At 39.9% G+C, this 20241-nt stretch carries 20 protein-coding genes and 2 tRNA genes; 17 read left to right on the forward strand and 5 right to left on the reverse strand.

The annotated features are described in order from the left end of the window. The first annotated feature begins 57 nt into the window (after nt 1–57). The 4 genes from AN392_RS14595 (at nt 58) to AN392_RS14610 (ending at nt 2273) form a co-directional block, all read left to right on the forward strand. Nucleotides 58–639: an NAD(P)H-dependent oxidoreductase gene (locus AN392_RS14595; RefSeq protein WP_055013131.1), complete on the forward strand. Its 582-nt coding sequence runs from the start codon at nt 58–60 to the stop codon at nt 637–639. Nucleotides 640–650: 11 nt separating this feature from the next. Continuing rightward, nucleotides 651–1202 carry a redoxin domain-containing protein gene (locus AN392_RS14600; protein WP_010392826.1) on the forward strand — a complete coding sequence of 184 codons (552 nt, stop codon included), beginning with the start codon at nt 651–653 and terminating at the stop codon, nt 1200–1202. Between the two features lie 91 nt (nt 1203–1293). Then, nucleotides 1294–1542: a hypothetical protein gene (locus tag AN392_RS14605; protein WP_008114111.1), complete on the forward strand. Its 249-nt coding sequence runs from the start codon at nt 1294–1296 to the stop codon at nt 1540–1542. A 146-nt stretch (nt 1543–1688) separates the two neighbouring features. Further along, on the forward strand, nt 1689–2273 hold the full coding sequence (locus AN392_RS14610) for a methyltransferase (protein ID WP_235575598.1): 585 nt from the start codon (nt 1689–1691) through the stop codon (nt 2271–2273). Between the two features lie 17 nt (nt 2274–2290). Here the strand turns inward: AN392_RS14610 and AN392_RS14615 are convergent, their stop codons facing one another. Genes AN392_RS14615 through AN392_RS14625 form a run of 3 tightly spaced genes read right to left on the reverse strand, consistent with a single transcriptional unit; the run spans nt 2291 to nt 5936 of the window. Next, nucleotides 2291–4012 carry a GGDEF domain-containing response regulator gene (locus tag AN392_RS14615; protein WP_235575599.1) on the reverse strand — a complete coding sequence of 574 codons (1722 nt, stop codon included), beginning with the start codon at nt 4010–4012 and terminating at the stop codon, nt 2291–2293. A gap of 23 nt (nt 4013–4035) precedes the next feature. Then, the gene (locus AN392_RS14620; protein ID WP_010392817.1) at nt 4036–4458 is read right to left on the reverse strand and encodes a response regulator; all 423 of its coding nucleotides are present in this window, start codon (nt 4456–4458) and stop codon (nt 4036–4038) included. After that, a complete protein-coding gene (locus AN392_RS14625) occupies nt 4455–5936 on the reverse strand; it encodes a PAS domain-containing sensor histidine kinase (protein WP_055013133.1) in 1482 nt (493 codons plus the stop codon). Before AN392_RS14625 ends, AN392_RS14620 begins: the two co-directional genes overlap by 4 nt. A gap of 834 nt (nt 5937–6770) precedes the next feature. Here AN392_RS14625 and AN392_RS14635 point away from each other — a divergent pair. Next, nucleotides 6771–7667 carry a hypothetical protein gene (locus AN392_RS14635; RefSeq protein ID WP_055013134.1) on the forward strand — a complete coding sequence of 299 codons (897 nt, stop codon included), beginning with the start codon at nt 6771–6773 and terminating at the stop codon, nt 7665–7667. 374 nt (nt 7668–8041) lie between these two features. On the opposite strand, the gene AN392_RS14640 is transcribed toward AN392_RS14635, so the two are convergent. Together AN392_RS14640 and AN392_RS14645 are read right to left on the reverse strand one after the other, a co-directional pair. After that, nucleotides 8042–8118 (reverse strand) — tRNA-Pro (locus tag AN392_RS14640). Between the two features lie 116 nt (nt 8119–8234). Then, on the reverse strand, nt 8235–8858 hold the full coding sequence (locus AN392_RS14645; RefSeq protein ID WP_054200668.1) for an arylesterase: 624 nt from the start codon (nt 8856–8858) through the stop codon (nt 8235–8237). Here AN392_RS14645 and AN392_RS14650 point away from each other — a divergent pair, their 5' ends adjacent. From AN392_RS14650 to AN392_RS14705, 12 genes are all read left to right on the forward strand, one after another. Then, complete coding sequence (locus AN392_RS14650) at nt 8859–9572, forward strand: ABC transporter ATP-binding protein (RefSeq protein ID WP_055013138.1); 714 nt, start codon at nt 8859–8861, stop codon at nt 9570–9572. Continuing rightward, nucleotides 9562–12063 carry an ABC transporter permease gene (locus tag AN392_RS14655; protein ID WP_055013135.1) on the forward strand — a complete coding sequence of 834 codons (2502 nt, stop codon included), beginning with the start codon at nt 9562–9564 and terminating at the stop codon, nt 12061–12063. Before AN392_RS14650 ends, AN392_RS14655 begins: the two co-directional genes overlap by 11 nt. Before the next feature lie 132 nt (nt 12064–12195). After that, on the forward strand, nt 12196–12720 hold the full coding sequence (gene ruvC, locus AN392_RS14660; RefSeq protein ID WP_008114131.1) for a crossover junction endodeoxyribonuclease RuvC: 525 nt from the start codon (nt 12196–12198) through the stop codon (nt 12718–12720). Between the two features lie 2 nt (nt 12721–12722). Then, nucleotides 12723–13340, forward strand: a complete 618-nt coding sequence (gene ruvA, locus AN392_RS14665) for a Holliday junction branch migration protein RuvA (RefSeq protein WP_008114133.1) — start codon at nt 12723–12725, stop codon at nt 13338–13340. Between the two features lie 7 nt (nt 13341–13347). Then, entirely contained in the window at nt 13348–14355 is a 1008-nt protein-coding gene (gene ruvB / locus AN392_RS14670; RefSeq protein WP_010392799.1) for a Holliday junction branch migration DNA helicase RuvB, read from the forward strand. 890 nt (nt 14356–15245) lie between these two features. Further along, entirely contained in the window at nt 15246–15950 is a 705-nt protein-coding gene (tolQ, locus tag AN392_RS14675; protein WP_008114137.1) for a protein TolQ, read from the forward strand. Then, the gene (tolR, locus tag AN392_RS14680; protein WP_008114139.1) at nt 15937–16368 is read left to right on the forward strand and encodes a protein TolR; all 432 of its coding nucleotides are present in this window, start codon (nt 15937–15939) and stop codon (nt 16366–16368) included. The genes tolQ and tolR overlap by 14 nt, the downstream gene beginning before the upstream one ends. 4 nt (nt 16369–16372) lie before the next feature. After that, nucleotides 16373–17278, forward strand: coding sequence for a cell envelope integrity protein TolA (tolA, locus tag AN392_RS14685; RefSeq protein ID WP_055013136.1), 906 nt, complete (start codon nt 16373–16375; stop codon nt 17276–17278). Nucleotides 17279–17286: 8 nt separating this feature from the next. Next, nucleotides 17287–18645: a Tol-Pal system beta propeller repeat protein TolB gene (tolB, locus tag AN392_RS14690; protein ID WP_010392790.1), complete on the forward strand. Its 1359-nt coding sequence runs from the start codon at nt 17287–17289 to the stop codon at nt 18643–18645. A gap of 35 nt (nt 18646–18680) precedes the next feature. Beyond that, nucleotides 18681–19220, forward strand: coding sequence for a peptidoglycan-associated lipoprotein Pal (gene pal, locus AN392_RS14695; protein ID WP_010392787.1), 540 nt, complete (start codon nt 18681–18683; stop codon nt 19218–19220). A gap of 13 nt (nt 19221–19233) precedes the next feature. Beyond that, nucleotides 19234–19986 (forward strand): tol-pal system protein YbgF, encoded by a 753-nt coding sequence (gene ybgF, locus AN392_RS14700; protein WP_010392784.1) that lies wholly within the window; start codon nt 19234–19236, stop codon nt 19984–19986. Nucleotides 19987–20157: 171 nt separating this feature from the next. After that, a tRNA-Lys gene (locus AN392_RS14705) sits at nt 20158–20233 on the forward strand. Nucleotides 20234–20241: the final 8 nt, after the last annotated feature.

A 20241-nucleotide genomic window follows, 5' to 3' on the forward strand; every position in this document is an offset into this window, starting at 1 on the left:
ATTATATACCACATTAAAGTAAAGACCAATTTTTGTACTATTTTTTGGAGAGATCACATGAGCAAGGTACTCATTATAAATGCACACCAATATTATTCTTTTTCAGAGGGCAAATTAAATGCCACCCTAGTTGATGTAGCATCATCGATACTGATAGAAAAAGGCCATGAAGTTAAAACCGTAACTATGACAGATAGTATTGATGTAGAGGCACAATTAGCACTTCATCAATGGGCTGACGTTGTCTTACTGCAATCACCTATTAACTGGATGGGCGTGCCATTTTCGTTTAAAAGATATATGGACGAGGTGTATACAGCCGGTATGGGTGGCGCCATGTGTAATGGCGATGGTCGTCACCAGGACGACCCAAAAAGCGGTTATGGCACAGGTGGCACACTTAAAGATACTAAATATATGATGTCACTCACATTTAACGCACCAGAGGAGTCATTTAACAATTCAGAAGAATTTTTTAATGGTAAAAGTATTGACGACTTAATGTTCCCAATGCATATGAACTTTAAGTTTTTTGGTATGACAGCAATGCCTACCATTGCTTGTTTTGATGTTATGAAAAACGCCGATATAGATACTGACTTAGCGCGCTTTAAAGCACATATAAGTACACACTTTTGAGAGGAAACACAATGACTAATGCATCACAGTATACAAATAAACTTCTTCCGGGGAGTCGTTTCCCAAAGATTAATTGCCCTGTACTAAATAGTAACGAAGTAGAGTTAGGGCGTGTCCAGCAAGACGCTGCTTGGCAAATGGTGGTTGTGTATCGTGGCCAGCATTGTCCTATGTGTACGCAGTATCTAAATCAGTTAGAAGAAATTAAACAGTCATTACAAGACATTGGAGTTTCTTTAATTGCTGTATCGGCCGACAGCGAAGCGCAGTTGTTAACACATAAAGAGAAGTTATCAGTGAGTTACCCCATTGCGTTTGAATTAAAGCCTGAACAAATGAATGCGTTAGGGCTGTATGTTTCTCAACCTCGCAACGCTCAAGAAACAGACCATTTATTTGCTGAGCCTGCTGTGTATGTAGTGAATGAACACGGTACAGTACAAGTTGTTGATATCTCAAATAATCCATTTGTAAGACCAGATCTGTCTACTTTATTGCGAGGTATAACTTGGATTAAAAACCCTGATAATAATTACCCTATTCGTGGAATGCATAAAGGTTAATGTTTGATGGTTTAAGTTTGCCACTATGATCTGTAAAATAACTGCATATTATTTACAGACTCGCTATGGCGAGCAACACAGAGTAACCATAATGGAAAACAAACTAACTGCAATCGATACACTCGCTGAACTTGAAAGTTTTTTACTGCAAGTTGAAAACGGCGGCCTAGGTTTAACCGGCGTAGCAGGCGTGGGTATGGCGACCAATAATGCCGATGGCAGCCGTTTTGTAGCCGTGTTTGATGACAAGCAACAACTTTTATTAGCACGCGAAATTACCGAAGAGATTTTCCAAAGCGGCCAAGACATGGTGCGCAACGGCGTAGGGCGTAAGCATTAATTCCTTGCTACTAATCTAAAAAGCGCCAAATGGCGCTTTTTTTGTGGTTTATTTTAAACAGGTGTTAAATATAAAATAAATTTACACAAATGGCACGCTATGTAATGGTTTCACTAGTTTTATTATGTAAAAGCGAAATAGCTCAGGTGAAATCATCAATATTCAACCGTTATCAGGTGTTAGTTAGTATGGACTTTATTGCTATCGGACTTTTCTTTTTAGTTCTTCTAATAGCTTTATCTATTATTTGGAGCACGCTAAAAACGGGAATTTCACCGATGATGAGCTCAAGCAAAGCGCGCCAAACTATGCTTAATGCAATAAGCATGGATGAAAAAGGCGCATTAATTGATTTGGGTTCAGGTTGGGGGACGCTCGTTATAGCGGTTGCCAAAAATCAGCCTAATAAACAGGTTATTGGCTATGAGTTATCGTGGTTTCCTTGGATGGTTTCAGTGCTTTTTAAATATAGTTTGGGTTTAGGTAATCTTACCCTCTATCGTAAAGACTTCAAAAATGCCGATCTTAGCTCTGCGTCTACTTTGGTATGTTACTTGTTTCCTGGTGGTATGGTAGCGCTTGAAGATAAGTTAAAGCATGACAAAGTTAAAAATAAAATCACTATTGTGAGTAACACTTTCGCTTTACCTTCATTTAAACCAACTAACGTTATCAAGCTTAAAGATTTTTACCAAACGCCAATTTATGTATATCATTGGCAATCCAAATAGAGGGATATTATTTAGGGTCAGTGTTTAGTTGATGTCATATTTTTTATCCATAAGTTCATGTTATCTGCAGACATTGGTTTGGCAATATAATAGCCTTGCCCATGATAGCAACCCATATCTATAAGTACTTTTTCGAGCTCTTGCGACTCGATCCCCTCTGCTATTAGGTTAAACCCAAATGCTTTACTTAGCGCCACGATACACGTAACTATGGACTTGTCTTCATGGTCTGATAGGAGCTTTTTAACAAAGCTTTGATCTATTTTTAATGTATCTAAAGGTAATTTTTTTAAGTAACTCAAAGAGGCGTAACCTGTACCAAAGTCGTCTAACGCAATACTTACACCTAAATTTCTACAGCCATTGAGAACGTCGACTGCTTGGTCAACGTTTCCAATGGTGGTGCTCTCTAAAATTTCTAATTCGAGGGTTTTTGGTTTTATATTATTAGTGCTGATGAGTAACTCTCTGAGGTTTTCAACAAAGCCCTCACTAAGTAAATGAGCTGGAGAGATATTTACACTCATAGAAAGATGATTTCTAGTCCAAATTTTATGTTGTTTTAAGGCCTCAGCAAGTACCCATTCACCAATTAATATACCAATGTGTGGGTGCTCTAATGCCTCTGAAAAGTGACCAGGGTAAAGTAAACCCAAAGTAGGGTGATTCCAGCGTATTAAGGCTTCAACGCCAATCAACTGGTGATCCATTAAATTTACCTTTGGTTGATAATGTAGAATAAACTCTTTACGAGCAATGCCTTTTTCAGCAGCCAATAACAAATCATGTCTTGCATGCCTTAGGCTTTCTTCCTCTGGATCAAAAAACAGAATCCGGTTTGTTCCTGATCTTTTTGCTTGGTACATAGTTTGATCGGCCCTTCGTAAAATGTCATCACAAGTTAAGCCATCATCACTGGGAAGTGCAACGCCGATGCTGACTGAAATTTGAACGGAGCACGAAAACTCTGCTAATTTTATCGGATCGTTTACCTCAATCAGCACGTCTTGTAACAGAATCTCATATTCTTGTATTGTGTGCGCAGCCCCTCTTAATAAAAGGATAAACTCATCTCCACCAATACGCGCGAGTGTATCTTCCTTGCGTAATGTGTTTTGTAGCCTTTGGGCAATGGTTTTCAACACGAAATCACCGGTTTCATGACCATATTTGTCATTAATGGGTTTAAAGTTATCTAAATCTAAATAGGCAACGGCGAGCTTTTGCTGAGATGTAATGGCCTGTTGAAGTTGATCAATTAAAATTGGGCGGCTTGCTAAGCCTGTTAGGCTATCGTAATGTGCCATGTTATGAAGTTTTTTTTCTAAGCTTGCGCGTTGAATGGAACTAGATATAGAGTGTATCAACTGATCGCTTTTTAATTGATTTTTAAGTAAATAATCGCTTGCCCCTAGGCGCATAGCTTCTGCTGCTATTTTTTCATCCCCTAAGCCCGTGATCATAATCACAGCACAGTGGTTATTTACAGACTTTCTAATATTATCCAGCAGAGTAAGCCCCGATCCGATACCTAATCGGTAATCAACTATGACGCAATCAAATTCCCTATGCTCAAGGTAAGACATAGAGCTTTCAATAGAAGATGCTTCTGAAATTTTAGCCTGTATATTAGAGCGAGATATCATACGGCGTATTTGTTCTCTATCAACCGCATCGTCATCAACAATGAGTAGTTTAATACTGTCGCAGGTTTCAAAATTATCTATTGAAGTTATCATATCCATATCTCTTGCAAAATGGCTTATTCAAGCTCAACGGCATGTATATAAGCATCCATAAGTGTCGCTAATTTGGCAAACTGCGGGCCAATTGCATGTTTAACCATGTAACCTGCTACGTTATTATGGTACGCGCGAGTACGATCGTTATCCTCATTGGAGGTCGTGAGTATAAATACAACGGTATCGTTTAATTTTTCATCTTTACGAATATGCTCTAAAAATTCAAAGCCATTCATCACTGGCATATTCAGGTCTAGCAATACTAAGTAGGGCTCTGATATTTCTTTTTGTTGCGCTTTTTCTCGTAACGCATCTAGTGCCAGCTTTCCGTTTTGTTTCCAAATTATTTTAATTTTAGGATCCACTTTTTTTAGACTTCTTGTAACGGCTTCCGCGGCAACATCGTCGTCCTCAACAAGCAGTATAGATAGATTTTTGATCATAAATTTTCTTTCCTTGCAAAGCGAGGCCACCACACATGAAATGTAGACCCTTTTTGCGGTTCATTTGAGCTTACTGAAATGCGCCCACCATGAGCTTGTGCCAAACGCCGACTAATAGACAGCCCAATACCTGAACCCGATTTATCATCAGAGGTTGTTTGAAATAAACTAAAAATACGCTCGTAAGCCTCTGGTGGTATACCGGGGCCATCATCAGTCACAGTGATATGGCAAAGCGTATTTTCTGCTACACAACGAATCTCTATAGTTCCCTCTTTATTGTCGTGGTGTTTAATAGCGTTACTTAATAAATTGCGGACCACGGTTTCAAGTGGCGTCCATGCAGTGACGATGGTATCTAATTGAATGTCTTTATGAAGCTTCATTCCAGCCGGTAAATCCAATAGTTCGGTAACGTTAGAAATTAACTTATGCATATCGATTACTTGAGTATCTAGAGTGGCTTTGCCTGCTCTTGCATAGGCCAATAAATTATCTATTAACGTCTCCATTTTATGAATACGATCATCAATACGTGTTAAGTTATATTCTACTTCAGGCGTGGTAGTGCCTAAATCTTCTTTTATCCATTCAATTAAGTTTGAAATCCCCCGCAATGGAGAGCGTAAATCATGAGAAGCTACATAGGTAAACTCCTTCAAACTTGTGTTATTTTCTTTTAACTCGGTTTCCATTCGTTTTCGTTCTGTTATATCTAACAACGACACAAATACCATGTCTTCGTCATTGGTGTTTATAAAAGGACTCAGGCCCACTTCAACTGGGAATTCTTTTCCGTCTTTGTGTAAGGCGGTTAAATCTCTGCCTACTCCCATACTTCTGACACTGGGTTCACGATGAAATGAATGGCGAAGTGCTGAATGGTGCCCTTGATAGCGATGCGGTAATAGCATTTCCATTTTTTTATCGAGTAATTCTATTTCACTGTAGCCAAAAGATTTACATAACGATTGATTAACCGCTTGAATAATGCCCGCTTGGTCTACTATTAACACACCATGAGGTGCAGCTTGAATAGAGCGTTGAAACATATTGTTAGCGCGCAGCCTTTGCGATATATCAACCAGTGTGGCTAAAACTAACTCTTGTTGTCCGTGTATCGGGTTTAAACCTATTTCGATTGGGATTTGCTTACCATTTTTTTGACTCGCAAATAACTCACGGCCTTCACCCATTAATCGTTTTCGAGGGTTAGCAAAAAACTGACTCATCAAGTGGGTATGGTTCGCTTTAAATTGCGCTGGAAGTAAACTATCTATATTCATCCCTATTAGTTCTGAGTCCTCATAGCCCAGTATTTCAGATAGTTGACTATTGGCAAAAAGGATCTGAGCATCGGTATTGACTACCATTGCCCCCATGGGTAAACAACTAACTAGTTGAGTTAAAAAGGCTTCGTCCATATTTACATTTGAACTAGGTGAATTAGATTTTTTATTTACTTTTTTAAGGTCCATCAAGCATCCCGCAAGTAAATGTAGTTCCTATAATATAGTAATAGTCGAACAAGTATTGAACAGCAAATTTAGAGGAAGATCATGTTATTTAAATGCTCATTTTAATAGTTTCTTCTTATATTTTAGCGAGTCATTATGGTTGAAAAAGGTGCATTGATTTATTTAGGTTTGGGGTGGGGAGTGTTAACTTTAGTGCTTACTAAATATAGTTAGTGTTTAAATAACCTTACTCTCTATTGCAAAGACTTCAAAAATGCTGATTTCGTACTGTCTACGCTAGTGTGTTACTTGTTTCCAGGCGCTATGGTAGCGCTTGAAGAAAAGTTAAAACAAAACGTGCTTAAAAACATCACCATTGTGAGTAACACTTTAGCTTTGCTTTTATATAAACCAACTAAAGTGATTAAGCTTAAAGGGTTCTACCAAACACCTATTTATGTGTACCACTGGCAACCAAAATAAACTTTGCTTTAAGTCTTAATACAAACAGCAGCAGCTTTGTCGCGATTTTAATTGCGATACTTATTGGCGCAATAAGCTAATGTAGTGGTTTTTAAAAATGCTAATTTTATATAAGTTTCGAAGATAGTTAAGAGTGATAACAGTGCTATGAATTTAAGATTGAATCTCTTTATTTTTCTATTTTGGAGAGTAGGCTATAGTGTGAAATTAAAAGCTAATTAATTCAATGAAATGGAGCATGTTAGTCTATTTAGTTAAATGTAGAGTTAAAAAGTTAGTGAGTTAAAAATGAGTATTTGTACCCCTTTTGTTGATTTTTATTTTAAATATATTTACCTTAAACTTTAAAGTAGTACAGATTAAGGACAATAAATGAAAAAGGTAATTTTCGCATCTCTTCTATGTATCTTTTCTAGTTCAACGATAGCTAATGAACAATCTTTAACAACAGAGTGTTCAACTTGTTTTTCTTATGAGCAGTTTAAAACTTCAGCGAAGTCAAATGCTCAGCTTGATAAAACCCGCGATGTTTACGTAATGAATCTAGAAGCATTAACTATTAAAAAGTTCGAAGTTTCAAAAAGGTTTAGCGGTTACAAAACCCTTACTGGGACTGGTGGTGAACCCGATGGGCGTGGAGGGAAGATGAAAGGTATAAAAGTACCTACATATTCAGTCACTGTTAAAGACCATAATGTAGAACAAAGTGTTTTAAATAATTTCTACAATTTATCTGATGCTAAGAAGCAAGTAATGATGTCTGTACAATCACTTAAGGCTGATGAAGTGCCGTCTGAAATCGCAGGAAGCGTATGGGATTTAGTTGGTTCAAGCTCTATTCAAAATAAAGTTGCAAGACATTATAATGGAAATACTAATCTCAGGAATGATCTTACTAATTTTGCAAACGCAACAGACAAAGTCTCAGGATTGTTAAATGTAGACAAGATTATGGTGCAAGTTAGTTTTAGTGATGGAAGTACCGCAATTTTTTCTCTATATGCAGTGATTAATGGGGATTTAATTTGGGATTTTGAACGTGGTAGCGACGTCGATTTAAATAAAGTAAAGCCTAATTTCGATACTAAAAACGCTGAATCTTATGATTTTGACAAGGGTGGAGCTGATGTATTTGTAGATTTCTATAATGCGGCAAAACGAGCTGGAGTGTCTTTTACTTCAACTTCTAGTGAGGGTGCTCAGACTGGAGGGAGAGTCACTTGTGCAACCAAAAATCTTGATAAATATATTTGTACATACACTAGATAAAATTTACTATACAAATTACAGAACGATCTAGCCCTTAGGTCGTTTTTTTAACAGAATTGTTCTTTAACTTAATAGAGTAAAAGAGTTAAGCCTAAACTTCAGACATTACGGCTACTTAGCATCTACTCATAACTGCATATCAATGACCTCTAACCAATACATCAAAAATTAAAAGTAGGTATGTGCTTCTTTATTATTTGAAAAGTATTTAACTGTGGCGTCACATAATCTAAATACCTCTGAAATCAAAAAGCAGGAATAATTTTAATAGATTAGTTAGTGCGATAAATGTGCGATATTTTTTTGTATTAAATTAGGTAGTACGAAAGGAAAGCAGTTTTTATTGAATAAATAGAATTATGAAAGGATTTAAATGGTCGGTATGGAGAGATTCGAACTCTCGACCCCTGCCACCCCATGACAGTGCGCTACCAAGCTGCGCCACATACCGACTTCGATAGCAATAGTACGTGTATTTATAAAAAAATCAATAAGCTTTTGTTTGTTTGGATGTTTATTGCGCAAGCGCTTAGTTTTAAGCACTTGCGCGGAGTGTTTTACACGGCCTTAGTCTTTATTTAACCACTGGTTGATCGTGTTATACATTTCATCTCGTAGTATTGGTTGGGCAGTTTTGTTAGGGTGTAAGTTATCGTTTTGCATTAGCTCGTTTTTTCCTGCGACTTTAAGCACAAAAAACGGCATTAAATGCGAGTTAGTGGCTTCACTAACACTGGTAAAGCTATCGGTGAACATTTTACTGTATCGTGGGCCATAGTTAGGTGGAATATATATTTCCATAAGTGCGGTTTGTGCATCTGCAGCTTGGCTTTTTTCAATTAAAGCGGTTAAGTTAGTTTGCATTTTAGTGATTGGAAAACCGCGCAGGCCGTCATTAGCACCGAGCTCAATAAGTACGTGAGTGGGTTGATATTGCTCAAGTAGCGCGTCTAATCGGCGCAATGCACCGCCGGTGGTTTCGCCGCTAATACTTGCATTAACTAAGTTGATATTGCGTTGCTCGGCATCGTATTTATCTTGTAACAATTGCACCCAGCCTTGTTCTTGTTTTAAGCCATAGGCTGCGCTTAAACTGTCACCAAGTATTAAAATCGTGTTGTTAGCTGCCGCGTGTAGTGGGTTAATAACTAAAAATAAAATGAATACACAACGTAGGATTGAATGAGTCATATGTCAGCGCTTTCTCAATTAAATATAATTCAAGTAAATGGTTTGTCTAAAGTGGTTTCCACCTTTGAAGGTGAGTTGTCCATCCTCAGCGACATCAGCTTTAATGTCAAGCATGGCGAGTCTGTTGCCGTAGTGGGCACGTCTGGCTCTGGTAAATCTACATTATTGAGCTTGCTAGCAGGGCTTGATACCGCCAGCCGTGGCGAGGTAATGTTAGATGGCGCGCCTTTGCACAAGTTAGATGAAGAAGCGCGTGCAGCACTGAGAGCCGCTAAAGTCGGTTTTGTATTTCAGTCTTTTATGTTGGTGCAAAGTTTAACCGCACTTGAGAATGTGATGCTGCCTGCTGAGCTTGCTGGCGAACACGACGCTAAAGAGCAGGCGCTCGCGTTACTTGAAAAAGTTGGCTTGAGCCATCGCATTGATCATTACCCGTCGCAGTTATCTGGTGGTGAGCAACAACGAGTTGCGATTGCTCGTGCATTTGTGGGTTCGCCTAAAATACTGTTTGCCGACGAGCCATCAGCTAACCTAGACAGCAAAAATGGCCATATGATTGAGTCATTATTATTTGATTTAAATAAGCAAAATGGCACAACGCTTATTTTAGTTACCCACGATGAAGCTCTGGCGCAAAAGTGTGAACGTATTATTCAGATTGAAGCCGGTGAGCTGGTTCACAATTCAACTGAGGAAATGGCAAATGTGGGCTAAATTAGCACTTAAACTATTTTCTCGAGAGTTTCGCCGTGGTGAACTAACCGTGATAAGTGCTGCCATCGCTTTAGCGGTGCTAACGGTGCTTACTTTATCTATGGTGACTGAGCGAATCGCACAAAGTATTGCACAAAAAAGCAGTGCCTTTATTGCCGCTGATAGGGTATTGGCCAGCAACCATGCCATAGATACCGCTTATATTACTCAAGCTAAACAGCAAAACCTTGAAACAGCGCAAATGGTGTATTTTGACACTATGCTGTTTGCAAACGATGAAATGCAATTTAGCTCAGTAAAAGCTGCGTCAAACAGTTACCCGCTTAAAGGCCTGTTAAAGGTTAAGTCGGGCTTAAACGCCGAAACAGAAGTTGCCCCGGGTGCACCAACCCCCGGTAACGTGTGGTTAAGTGAATCGGTTTTTTATAGTTTAAATATAAACGTAGGCGACCAAGTTGAGCTAGGTGCCGCGTTATTCAATGTGGAAAAGGTGATTGTTGAAGAACCCGATGCGCCGTTTAATGTGTTCTCTAGCAGCCGCAGGGTACTTATTAATATTGACGACGTACCAAAAACTGAAGTAATACAGCCCGGTAGCCGTGTATTTTACCGCCAGTTGTATGCAGGTGATGAAAGCGACATAAATAGTTTTTACGATTGGCTAAAACCGCAACTTAAAGAAAACCAAAATTGGTATGGTGTTAAAGACCGTCAATCGCCTATTTCAAATAGCTTAAATAGAGCTGAAAGCTTTTTGTTATTAGCCGGTTTGCTAGGGATTATTTTAGCCGCGGTTGCTATTGCTGTATCGGCTAAGCGCTATTGTGAGCGTCAATACGACCCAGTCGCAATGATGAAAACCTTAGGTGGCAGCCGCGATATGATCCGTAAAATTTACCTTATGCACTTATTAATGGTATGTACTATGGCGGTGGTTGTTGGCCTAGCTATTGGCTATGGCTTGCAAGAGGTGGCTACCGGTTATTTAGCTAAAAGTATGGGCACTGAACTGCCCATGGCTGGTTTTAAACCTTGGCTGGTGGCGATTAGCACAGGGGTTATTTGTGCGGTTATGTTCTCTATTAAGCCACTGTTAGATTTATTTGATATTCCACCGCTTAGAGTACTTCGCCGTAACTTAGGTGATCGCCTTGCGGTAAGTAAAATTCATTTAGGGCTAAGTGCACTCACCGTGTTTTTATTAATGTGGTTATTTAGTAATAACATAAAAATTACGCTTATTTTGTTTGTCTCAACGCTTGCGCTTATTTTGGTGTTATTTTTAATCTCTAAGTTAATATTTGGCGGTGGCCGCAAGCTTGGCTTAAAGCCGGGTAACAGCTGGTCTTTGGCTATTGCGTCTATTCAAAAGCGCGCCAATGTTAATGCAGTACAGTTAATTAGCTTTTCGTTAGCGATTAAATTACTGTTATTTTTAATTGTGCTTAAAAACGATATTATTTCTGATTGGCAGTCACAATTACCAAGTGATGCACCTAATGCTTTTTTAGTGAATATTACGCAAAATGAACTGGACCCAGTTAATGAATATTTAGCACAAAAAGGCATTCAGGTGTCGGAGTTTTACCCGACTATTCGTGGTCGCGTAAATGCCGTCAACGGTGAAGCGGTTGCGCGTGAAGTGTCACTGCAAGATAACGAGAAAAAAGACGAAGAAGCCCGCTCAGGCATTGGCCGCGAGCTCAATTTAACCTGGCTTGACGAAGTCCCTTCGCAAAATGACATTATCGATGGCAAGTGGTTTGGCGATGACGCCGTTGCCGAGGCCTCACTGGAAGAGTCAATGATGCAGCGCCTCGATGTTAAATTAGGCGATACTCTTACATTTTTAATCGGTGCGCAGTCGTTCGATGCTAAAATAACCAGTGTGCGAAAAGTAAATTGGGCCACACTCAAGCCTAACTTTTTTATTATTTTAAGCCCAGATGTACTTAGCGACTTTCCGGCAACCTATATTTCATCGGTACGCATTGAACCTGAGCAAAAGCGCGACTTTAGCCAGTTATTACGTACATACCCCACTATTACAGCAATTGATGTAGATAATTTTGTTAAGCAAATACAGTCGACTATTGAGCAAGTGTCGTTAGCCATTGGTTTTGTATTGGCTATTGTGGTGTTATGTGGTGCGTTGGTACTAATATCGCAGGTGCAAGCAAGCTTAGGTGAGCGCATGCAAGAAATTGTGATATTACGTACGCTAGGTGCTAAAAGCCGATTAATAAAAAATGCCACTTTATATGAGTTTTTATTACTGGGCGGTTTAGCCGGATTAGTCGCTGCATTTTTCAGTGATATTGCACTGTTAATAGTCCAGCAGCAAATGTTTGATTTGGCGGGTAAGCTGCATCCAAATATTTGGATTATTGGCCCCGTTGCTGGTGGCGTGTTTGTAGCAGGGTTAGGCTATTTTATGATTGCTCGTACGCTCAAACAAAACACCCAAGGCTTAGTGCGCGCATTGGCGTAAACTTTTTGGCCAAATAGCGTTTAAATGCCTACTTTTTAAGTAGGCATTTTTGTTTTGGCTTGGTACTGGTAATTTATACAGTGCTCTGGCATTATTAGCATTATTAATAAGTAACAATAATGAGAGTGCTGTTTGGCCATTATTTTAGGGATCGATCCGGGCTCGCGTTTAACGGGTTACGGTGTGGTTGCGCACCAAGGTGCTAAGTTTACATACTTAGGCAGTGGCTGTATTAAATTAGCCGATCATGACTTTCCCACCCGACTAAAAATGATATACCAAGGTATTACTCAGCTTATAGAGCAGTTTTCGCCTGAAACCTTTGCCATAGAAAAAGTATTTATGGCACATAACCCCGATTCTGCTTTAAAGCTTGGGCAAGCCCGTGGTGCTGCCATTGTGGGGGCCTCTATGGCCGACTTACCGGTGTTTGAATACTCTGCACGGCAAATAAAGCAAGCCGTGGTGGGTAACGGTGGAGCAGATAAATCGCAAGTGCAACATATGGTTAAAAATATACTTAAACTGCCAGGTACGCCGCAAGCCGATGCAGCAGATGCACTCGCGATTGCAATTTGCCATGCTCACTCTGAACAAAATTTAATAAAACTAGCGGGTAGCGCAAGCAAAACCGTTAGAGGACGTCTAAGGAAATAACAATGATAGGTCGCTTAAACGGCGTGTTAGTTGAAAAACAGCCCCCAGAAATATTATTAGAAGTGAGTGGCGTTGGCTACGAAGTACAAATGCCAATGACCTGTTTTTACGATTTACCCAAAGTGGGCGACAACGCCATTGTGTACACTCACTTTGTAGTACGCGAAGACGCACAGTTATTGTTTGGCTTTAATAATAAAACCGAACGAGCCTTATTTCGAGAGCTGTTAAAAGCCAATGGCGTAGGACCTAAATTGGGTTTAGCTATTTTGTCGGGTATGTCGGCGCAGCAGTTTGTAAGTTGCGTAAATAATGAAGACGCTACCGCTTTGGTTAAATTGCCAGGGGTAGGTAAAAAAACCGCCGAGCGATTAGTGCTCGAAATGAAAGACCGATTAAAGAATTGGGGCAACGACTTATTTACCCCATTTAGCGACAGCGCCGTAATAGAGCCTGCGAGCGATGCAACTATAGCTAATAATGCGGCCGATGATGCGGTTTCGGCGTTAGTGGCGCTCGGTTATAAATTGCCACAAGCGCAAAAAGCAGTAAAATCAGTAAGCAAACCCGATATGTCGACTGAGGTTCTAATTAAAGAATCTTTGAAATCAATGCTGTGAGTAAATTATGATCGAAGCTGATCGCTTAATAGATGCTGCTGAAAAAACCAATGAAGACACCATAGATCGTGCTATTAGGCCTAAGTTACTGGCCGATTATCGTGGTCAGCCGCATGTTAAGCAACAAATGGAAATATTTATTGAAGCTGCGCGTAGCCGCAGTGAAGCGTTGGATCATTTATTAATATTTGGCCCGCCAGGCTTAGGTAAAACAACGCTTGCTAATATTGTAGCCAACGAATTAAATGTAAACATTAAAACCACCTCTGGCCCTGTGCTTGAAAAAGCTGGCGATTTAGCTGCATTGCTTACTAATCTTGAAGAAGGTGATGTACTGTTTATTGATGAAATTCACCGCTTAAGCCCACAAGTAGAAGAAATACTTTACCCCGCAATGGAAGATTATCAGCTCGATATAATGATAGGTGAGGGGCCTGCAGCACGCTCTATTAAGCTTGATTTACCTGCATTTACTTTAATTGGCGCAACCACGCGTGCGGGCTCATTAACCTCACCACTGCGTGACCGCTTTGGTATTGTACAGCGTTTAGAGTTTTATTCTGTTGAGGATTTGTCGCATATAGTGGGGCGCTCAGCGCATTACCTTGATTTAGAAATGTGTGACGATGGCGCGGCAGAAATTGCCAAGCGCTCTCGTGGCACACCACGTATAGCAAACCGTTTATTGCGCCGTGTGCGCGATTACACCCAAGTTAAATCAGATGGTACAGTTAATGCCGAGGTAGCTCAGCAAGCTCTTGATATGATTGATGTTGATAAAAGCGGCTTTGATTACATGGACCGCAAATATTTACTCGCCATTATTGAAAAATTTATGGGTGGCCCGGTTGGCCTTGATAACCTAGCCGCTGCCATAGGCGAAGAAAAAGAAACCATAGAAGATGTGATTGAACCGTTTTTAATTCAACAAGGTTTTATTCAGCGCACGCCTCGCGGACGAATAGTGTCGGATAATGCGTATCATCATTTTGGTTTACTTCCCAAGCAAAACTAATTAGCAGCTTGAGATAGATTTATTATCCAGAGTTTAGGGTAAATACTAAAGCCATTGCCTTTTTAACGACAGTGGCTTTTTTTATGCGCAAACATTACGTATTTTACTTTGCCAATAATTCACTGAGCGTTAAGACATATCAGGCTATTGTTCGACTGCTTATTTAGCCCGAGTTGAGATGGTTTGATAAATTGTAGGCAAAAAAAAGCCCGCAAAAAATGCGGGCAAACAACAAGTTTAAGGAAGTAATCTAGGGAACTACGTTTTACTTATTGAGGTCATACCCCAAGAAGTAAAAAAGTAATACGAAATAAATCATATTACGAGGAACTGGATTCAATGAAATAGCTTTCATTTAATGCGCTAGCTCGGTATGGGAGAATAATACCGAAGCGACACAATTTGTTCAAACTAGAAAATTTATATTTTCAGATTAAAAAAACTAATAGCGGCGGTTTTTTGTTTTTGCTTATTGTTGCATGTTAATTAATCATTAATTCTATAAGTTAATGAAATGCTTTGTTTATGTATATTAACATATTAACGTTCGGTATTAGTTTTACTATTACGTTAAGATAAGCATGTGCTGGTTATGAGTGCTTATGCATTAATTTTGAATAAACAGCGCATTTTTGTCACTCTTTAGTGAAACTAAGCGCGCTTACATAAAGCTTTGTTGTTATTTATTTATACAGTAGAACAAGAGTTAAGTAGTAAATATTGAGTAAAGCTGTTTTTTTAACGTTTTTTGTTGTCTATTCACAGCAATATCGTTGTCAGCAGTAAATACACTAGATACACTAGCAAAACTTTAATGGTGGCTAATGTATTGCTAAGTTACCTTACTCAAATAAGTCAATTTGATGTTTTTAATTATTTAGGAGTTTAACGTGGGATCAGGGCTTAATTTTTTAGATCTAATTCTAGAAGCCAGTTTGCTTGTGCAATTAGTAATGCTAGCGTTGGTTGCTATGTCGGTTATGTCATGGGCTATTATTTTTCAACGTAAAAAAGCCATCTCTGACGCCTTAGCAAATGCCAAAAAATTTGAGCAACGTTTTTGGTCTGGTGTTGACCTAAGTAAACTATATAACGAAATTTCTTCTCGCGGTGGCCAGTCTGCTGGTATTGAGGCGTTATTTACCTCAGGCTTTAAAGAGTTTGCACGTCATAAAAAAAATACCTTTCAAAGTGCGGGCATTGTAATGGAAGGCACACACCGTTCAATGCGGGTTGCGCTTTCTCGCGAAATTGAAAAACTAGAATCAAGCTTATCGTTTTTAGCAACAGTGGGTTCAATTAGCCCATACATCGGCTTATTTGGTACGGTGTGGGGTATTATGAATGCCTTTATTGCTCTAGGTGAAGTAAAGCAAGCAACCTTACAAATGGTTGCACCCGGTATCGCAGAGGCACTAATTGCTACAGCAATGGGTTTATTTGCGGCAATTCCAGCTGTTATTGCTTACAACCGATTTGCTAATAAAGTTGAAAAGTTAGAATCTCACTACATTAACTTTATGGAAGAATTTGCCAATATCTTACACCGTCAAGCAGCTACCCAAATAGAGGCTCAAGCGAATGTACCAGCGTAAAAAGCGTCGCCCAGTCGCAGAAATTAATGTAGTACCATACATTGATGTAATGTTGGTGCTGCTTATTATCTTTATGGCCACTGCGCCGTTAATTACTCATGGTGTAAAAGTAGACCTACCAAAAATGGAAGAGTCGGACTTAGTCGATACCAAGGACACGCCACCTATTATTGCCTCTATTGATGCCGATGGTAAGTATTACGTAAGTGTAGGTACCGATCCTGAAGAGCCAATGGAAGCATTAGATGTAGCCGCAGTAATTAAACTACAACTAATGAAAAACCCGGATGTGCCTGTGATGATAAAAGGCTCGGGTAAAGTGTCGTATCAGGAAGTGTTACTGTTAATGGACTTTTTAAAAAATGCAGGTGTACCGTCGGTAGGGTTAATGACCGAATCCTTTGAGGGGACCAAGTAACTGTATGAGTAGTTCATTAATTAAATCAGTATTGCTGCATTTAGCGTTAGGTGGGTTTTTGTATGCGTCAGCAAACATTCATCCTCCTAAACCTAAAGTAATGGAAGTAACGCTTAATGCGGCTATTCCTGAACCAGAGAAAGCGGTTTCGGCGGTTACGGTTGATCAAAAGCAAGTTGAGCAAAAAATAGCTGAGCTTAAAAAGAAAGAAGATGATAAAAAGCGTGCTGAAGATAAACGTATTCGCGATTTAGAACGCAGAGCAGCCGATGCACGTAAACAGCGTGAAGCTGAAGCAAGGCGCATTAAAAAGCTTGAACAGCAGCGCAGAGCGAAAGAAAAAGAAACCGCACAAGCGCAAGCACAAGCTAAAAAAGCCCGAGAAATAGAACAGCGCGAGCGAGCAAAAGCTAAGCAAGCCGAAAAGCAAAAGCAAGAAGCTGAAAACGCGGCAAAAGCAGCTGCCGATAAACGCAAAGCGGAAGAAGCGGCACTTAAAAAAGCTGAACAAGAGCGTAAAAAACGCGCTGAAGAAGCTGAGCGTAAACGCCAACAAGCACTTCAAGAGCAAATGCTGCAAGAGCAGCTTGCCAAAGAGCAGGCGGCACGTAATAAAATACGTCAACAGCAAGTAGTGAGTGAAGTTGATAAATTCCGCGCATTAATTATGGCGCGTATTCAACAAAACTTATTAATTGATGAAAAAATGAAAAACCAGCAATGCCGCATTAATATCCGTCTTGGGTTTAATGGGCTGGTAACACAAGTTAAATCGTTAGGCGGTGATAAGTTAGTGTGTGAGGCTGCATTAAGAGCTGTTCGCATGGCCGACACATTACCGGTATCTAAAGATAAAGACGTATTCGAGCAACTAAAGAATATTAATATAACCATCGCGCCAGAGTTTTAAGGGATGACATGTTTAACAAAATTAAAATAGCCTGTTTAGTTTTAATATTAGGGTTTCAGGGTGTTGCACATGCGGCACTTGAAATTGTTATTACTGAAGGTATTGACGGCGCAAGACCGATTGCGATTGTGCCATTTAAATACCAAGGTATTGGTCCTATTCCACAGCAGCTAAGTGATGTAATTGCTGCCGATTTAATGCGCAGCGGTAAGTTTAAGCCTGTGAGTGTGTCGCAAATGCCACAACAACCTCACAAAGATGCTGATATTGATTACGGTGCCTGGGTTAATAAAGGTGTCGAGGCTGTATTGGTTGGTGAAGTAGAGCAGCAAACCAATGGACGCTATTTAGTGCGTTATGAGTTGGTTGATGTTATTCGCGGCCAAATCACTGGCGGTGAAACACAAATGATGAGCAACGGTAAGCTGGTTCAAAGCCAAGACCATATTTTAGAAGCGCGTCAAAGCGTGATTGGTGAAACCGGTTTTCGTCGTTACTCGCATCGTATTAGTGATGTGATTTATGAAAAACTAACTGGTGAAAAAGGCGCGTTTTTAACAAAAATAGCCTATGTTATTGTACGTGATACTGATGAAAAGCCGTATCAGTTAGTGGTTGCCGACTACGATGGCTTCAATGAACAAGTACTATTACGCTCAAAAGAGCCGTTAATGTCGCCAGTATGGTCGCCCGATGGGACTAAATTAGCGTATGTAACGTTCGAAAATCGCCAGAGCCAAATTTTTATTCAAGACATTTATACCGGTAAACGTGAATTGATCACCAGCTATAAAGGAATTAACGGTGCGCCGCAGTTCTCGCCAGACGGTAAAAAGCTACTGTTAGTGCTGTCAAAAGATAAAACTGGTGCAACTGAGGTTTACTTATTAGACTTACTAACACGTAAAGAGACACGATTAACACGCCATCGTAGTATAGATACCGAACCTTCGTGGTACCCAAATGGTCAAGATATAGTATTTACGTCGGAAAGGGGTGGTAATGCTCAGATTTATAAGTTAAATTTAAAAACTGGCAGATCTCAAAGATTAACCTTTGATGGTGACATGAACCTAGCGGGTTCTATTTCGCCAGACGGAAAAGAATTAGTGATGGTAAACCGTACTAACGGACAGTATCATCTTGCTAAGAAAGAGTTGGCTACAGGTGCGTTCCAAGTTTTAACTCGAACTCGCCTTGATGAATCGCCGAGCATAGCGCCAAATGGCTCGATGATTATATACAGCACGCTCCATAATAATAAACAGGTACTTGCGCTAGTATCGATGGACGGCCGTTTTAAAGCACGCTTACCTGTGCTTGATGGACAAGTGAAGGCACCGGCTTGGTCGCCATATTTACAGTAATAATTGCTGGTTTACTCAAAATAGGAATCTACTCAATGCAACTTAACAAAATACTTAAAGGCCTGCTAATTGCTGTGCCAGTAATGACGCTAGCAGCTTGTAGCTCATCTTCAGATATCGATGAAAATGCAGCTAACCAGTCTAACCAAGCAACTGTTGAGCAAACAACAACTGATACAGTTGAAGTAGCAACAATGACGCCAGAGCAAAAAGCAGAAGAGCAACTTCGTCAAAAGTACGAAGCGCTTCGTCAAGAGCAAATCATTTACTTTGGCTTTGACACTGCAACGATTCAAGGTCAATACGGCGAGCTACTTCGTGCACACGCTGAGTTTTTAGTTAAAAACCCTTCTGTTAAAGTATTAATCGAAGGCCACGCAGATGAGCGCGGTACACCAGAGTACAACATTGCACTTGGTGAGCACCGTGGACAAGCAGTTGAAAAATACCTACAAAGCTTAGGTGTTTCTGCAAGCCAAATGTCAGTAGTTAGCTACGGTGAAGAGAAACCAATGGTTAAATCTCGCACTGAAGAAGCTTTCGCTAAAAACCGCCGTGCGGTACTAGTTTACTAAGATAAGAGATATTATGAAGCCGAAAATTATTTTGGCAGCCATGATATTGAGCGGGAGCACCCAGTTAATGGCTGCTCCCGCTCCTGTTTCAGAAGCTGCAAGTTCACAGTCGAGCATTGAAAAGCGTTTAGCAACCCTTGAAAGTATGATGCAACAACGTAATTTCTTACAAGTAGAGTTACAGCAACAGCTTAACTTACTGCAAGATGAAGTGAGTCAAATTCGCGGTGTTACCGAAGAGCAAAGCTATAAACTTGAAAAGGTATTGCAGCGCCAGCGCGAGCTTTATCAAGAAATAGAAAACCGTGTTAGCCAAGCATATGCTAAACCGGCTACTCCAGCGCCTACAACAGACTACACGCAACCAGGTAGCGATCAGAGCTACAGCAGTGATTTATCTGAAAACGAAGCGTACGAGCGTGCTGTTGCGCTTATAATGAAAGATAAGCGCTATGACCAAGCTATTCCAGAATTTCAAGCGTTCTTAACAACGTATCCAAATTCAGTGTACACCTCAAACGCACATTATTGGCTTGGGCAATTATTAACGATTAAAAATGACGGTGTAAAAGCAGCCGAGCATTTCAAAGTAGTTGTTAACGAATTTCCAAACTCAAATAAGCGCCCAGATGCAATGTTAAAGCTTGGTACACTTTTACAAGAGCAAGGGTTAAAGGCTGAAGCGCAAAAAATACTGAATGAGCTAATCAATCAGTACCCAAGTACAACTGCTGCTAAACTAGCCACAGATCGCTTATCAAAATAAATGTTGATGCTTGATTAGACTGCTTTTTGTCATAAGCGGTCTAAATTTGCTCAACTAGACATAAAAACTTAAAAAAAGAGACAATTTCGGTTGCACTCATTTTATAAATAAGTATTATAAGCGCCCGCAGCAAACGAATGGTAACCCCACTCGAAATGCGACAAAAAGAGCGGGTCATTAGCTCAGTTGGTAGAGCAGTGGACTTTTAATCCATTGGTCGATGGTTCAAGTCCATCATGACCCACCATTCTTTAT

The sequence above is a fragment of the Pseudoalteromonas sp. P1-16-1b genome, assembly GCF_001401785.1.
Lineage (GTDB): Bacteria > Pseudomonadota > Gammaproteobacteria > Enterobacterales > Alteromonadaceae > Pseudoalteromonas > Pseudoalteromonas undina.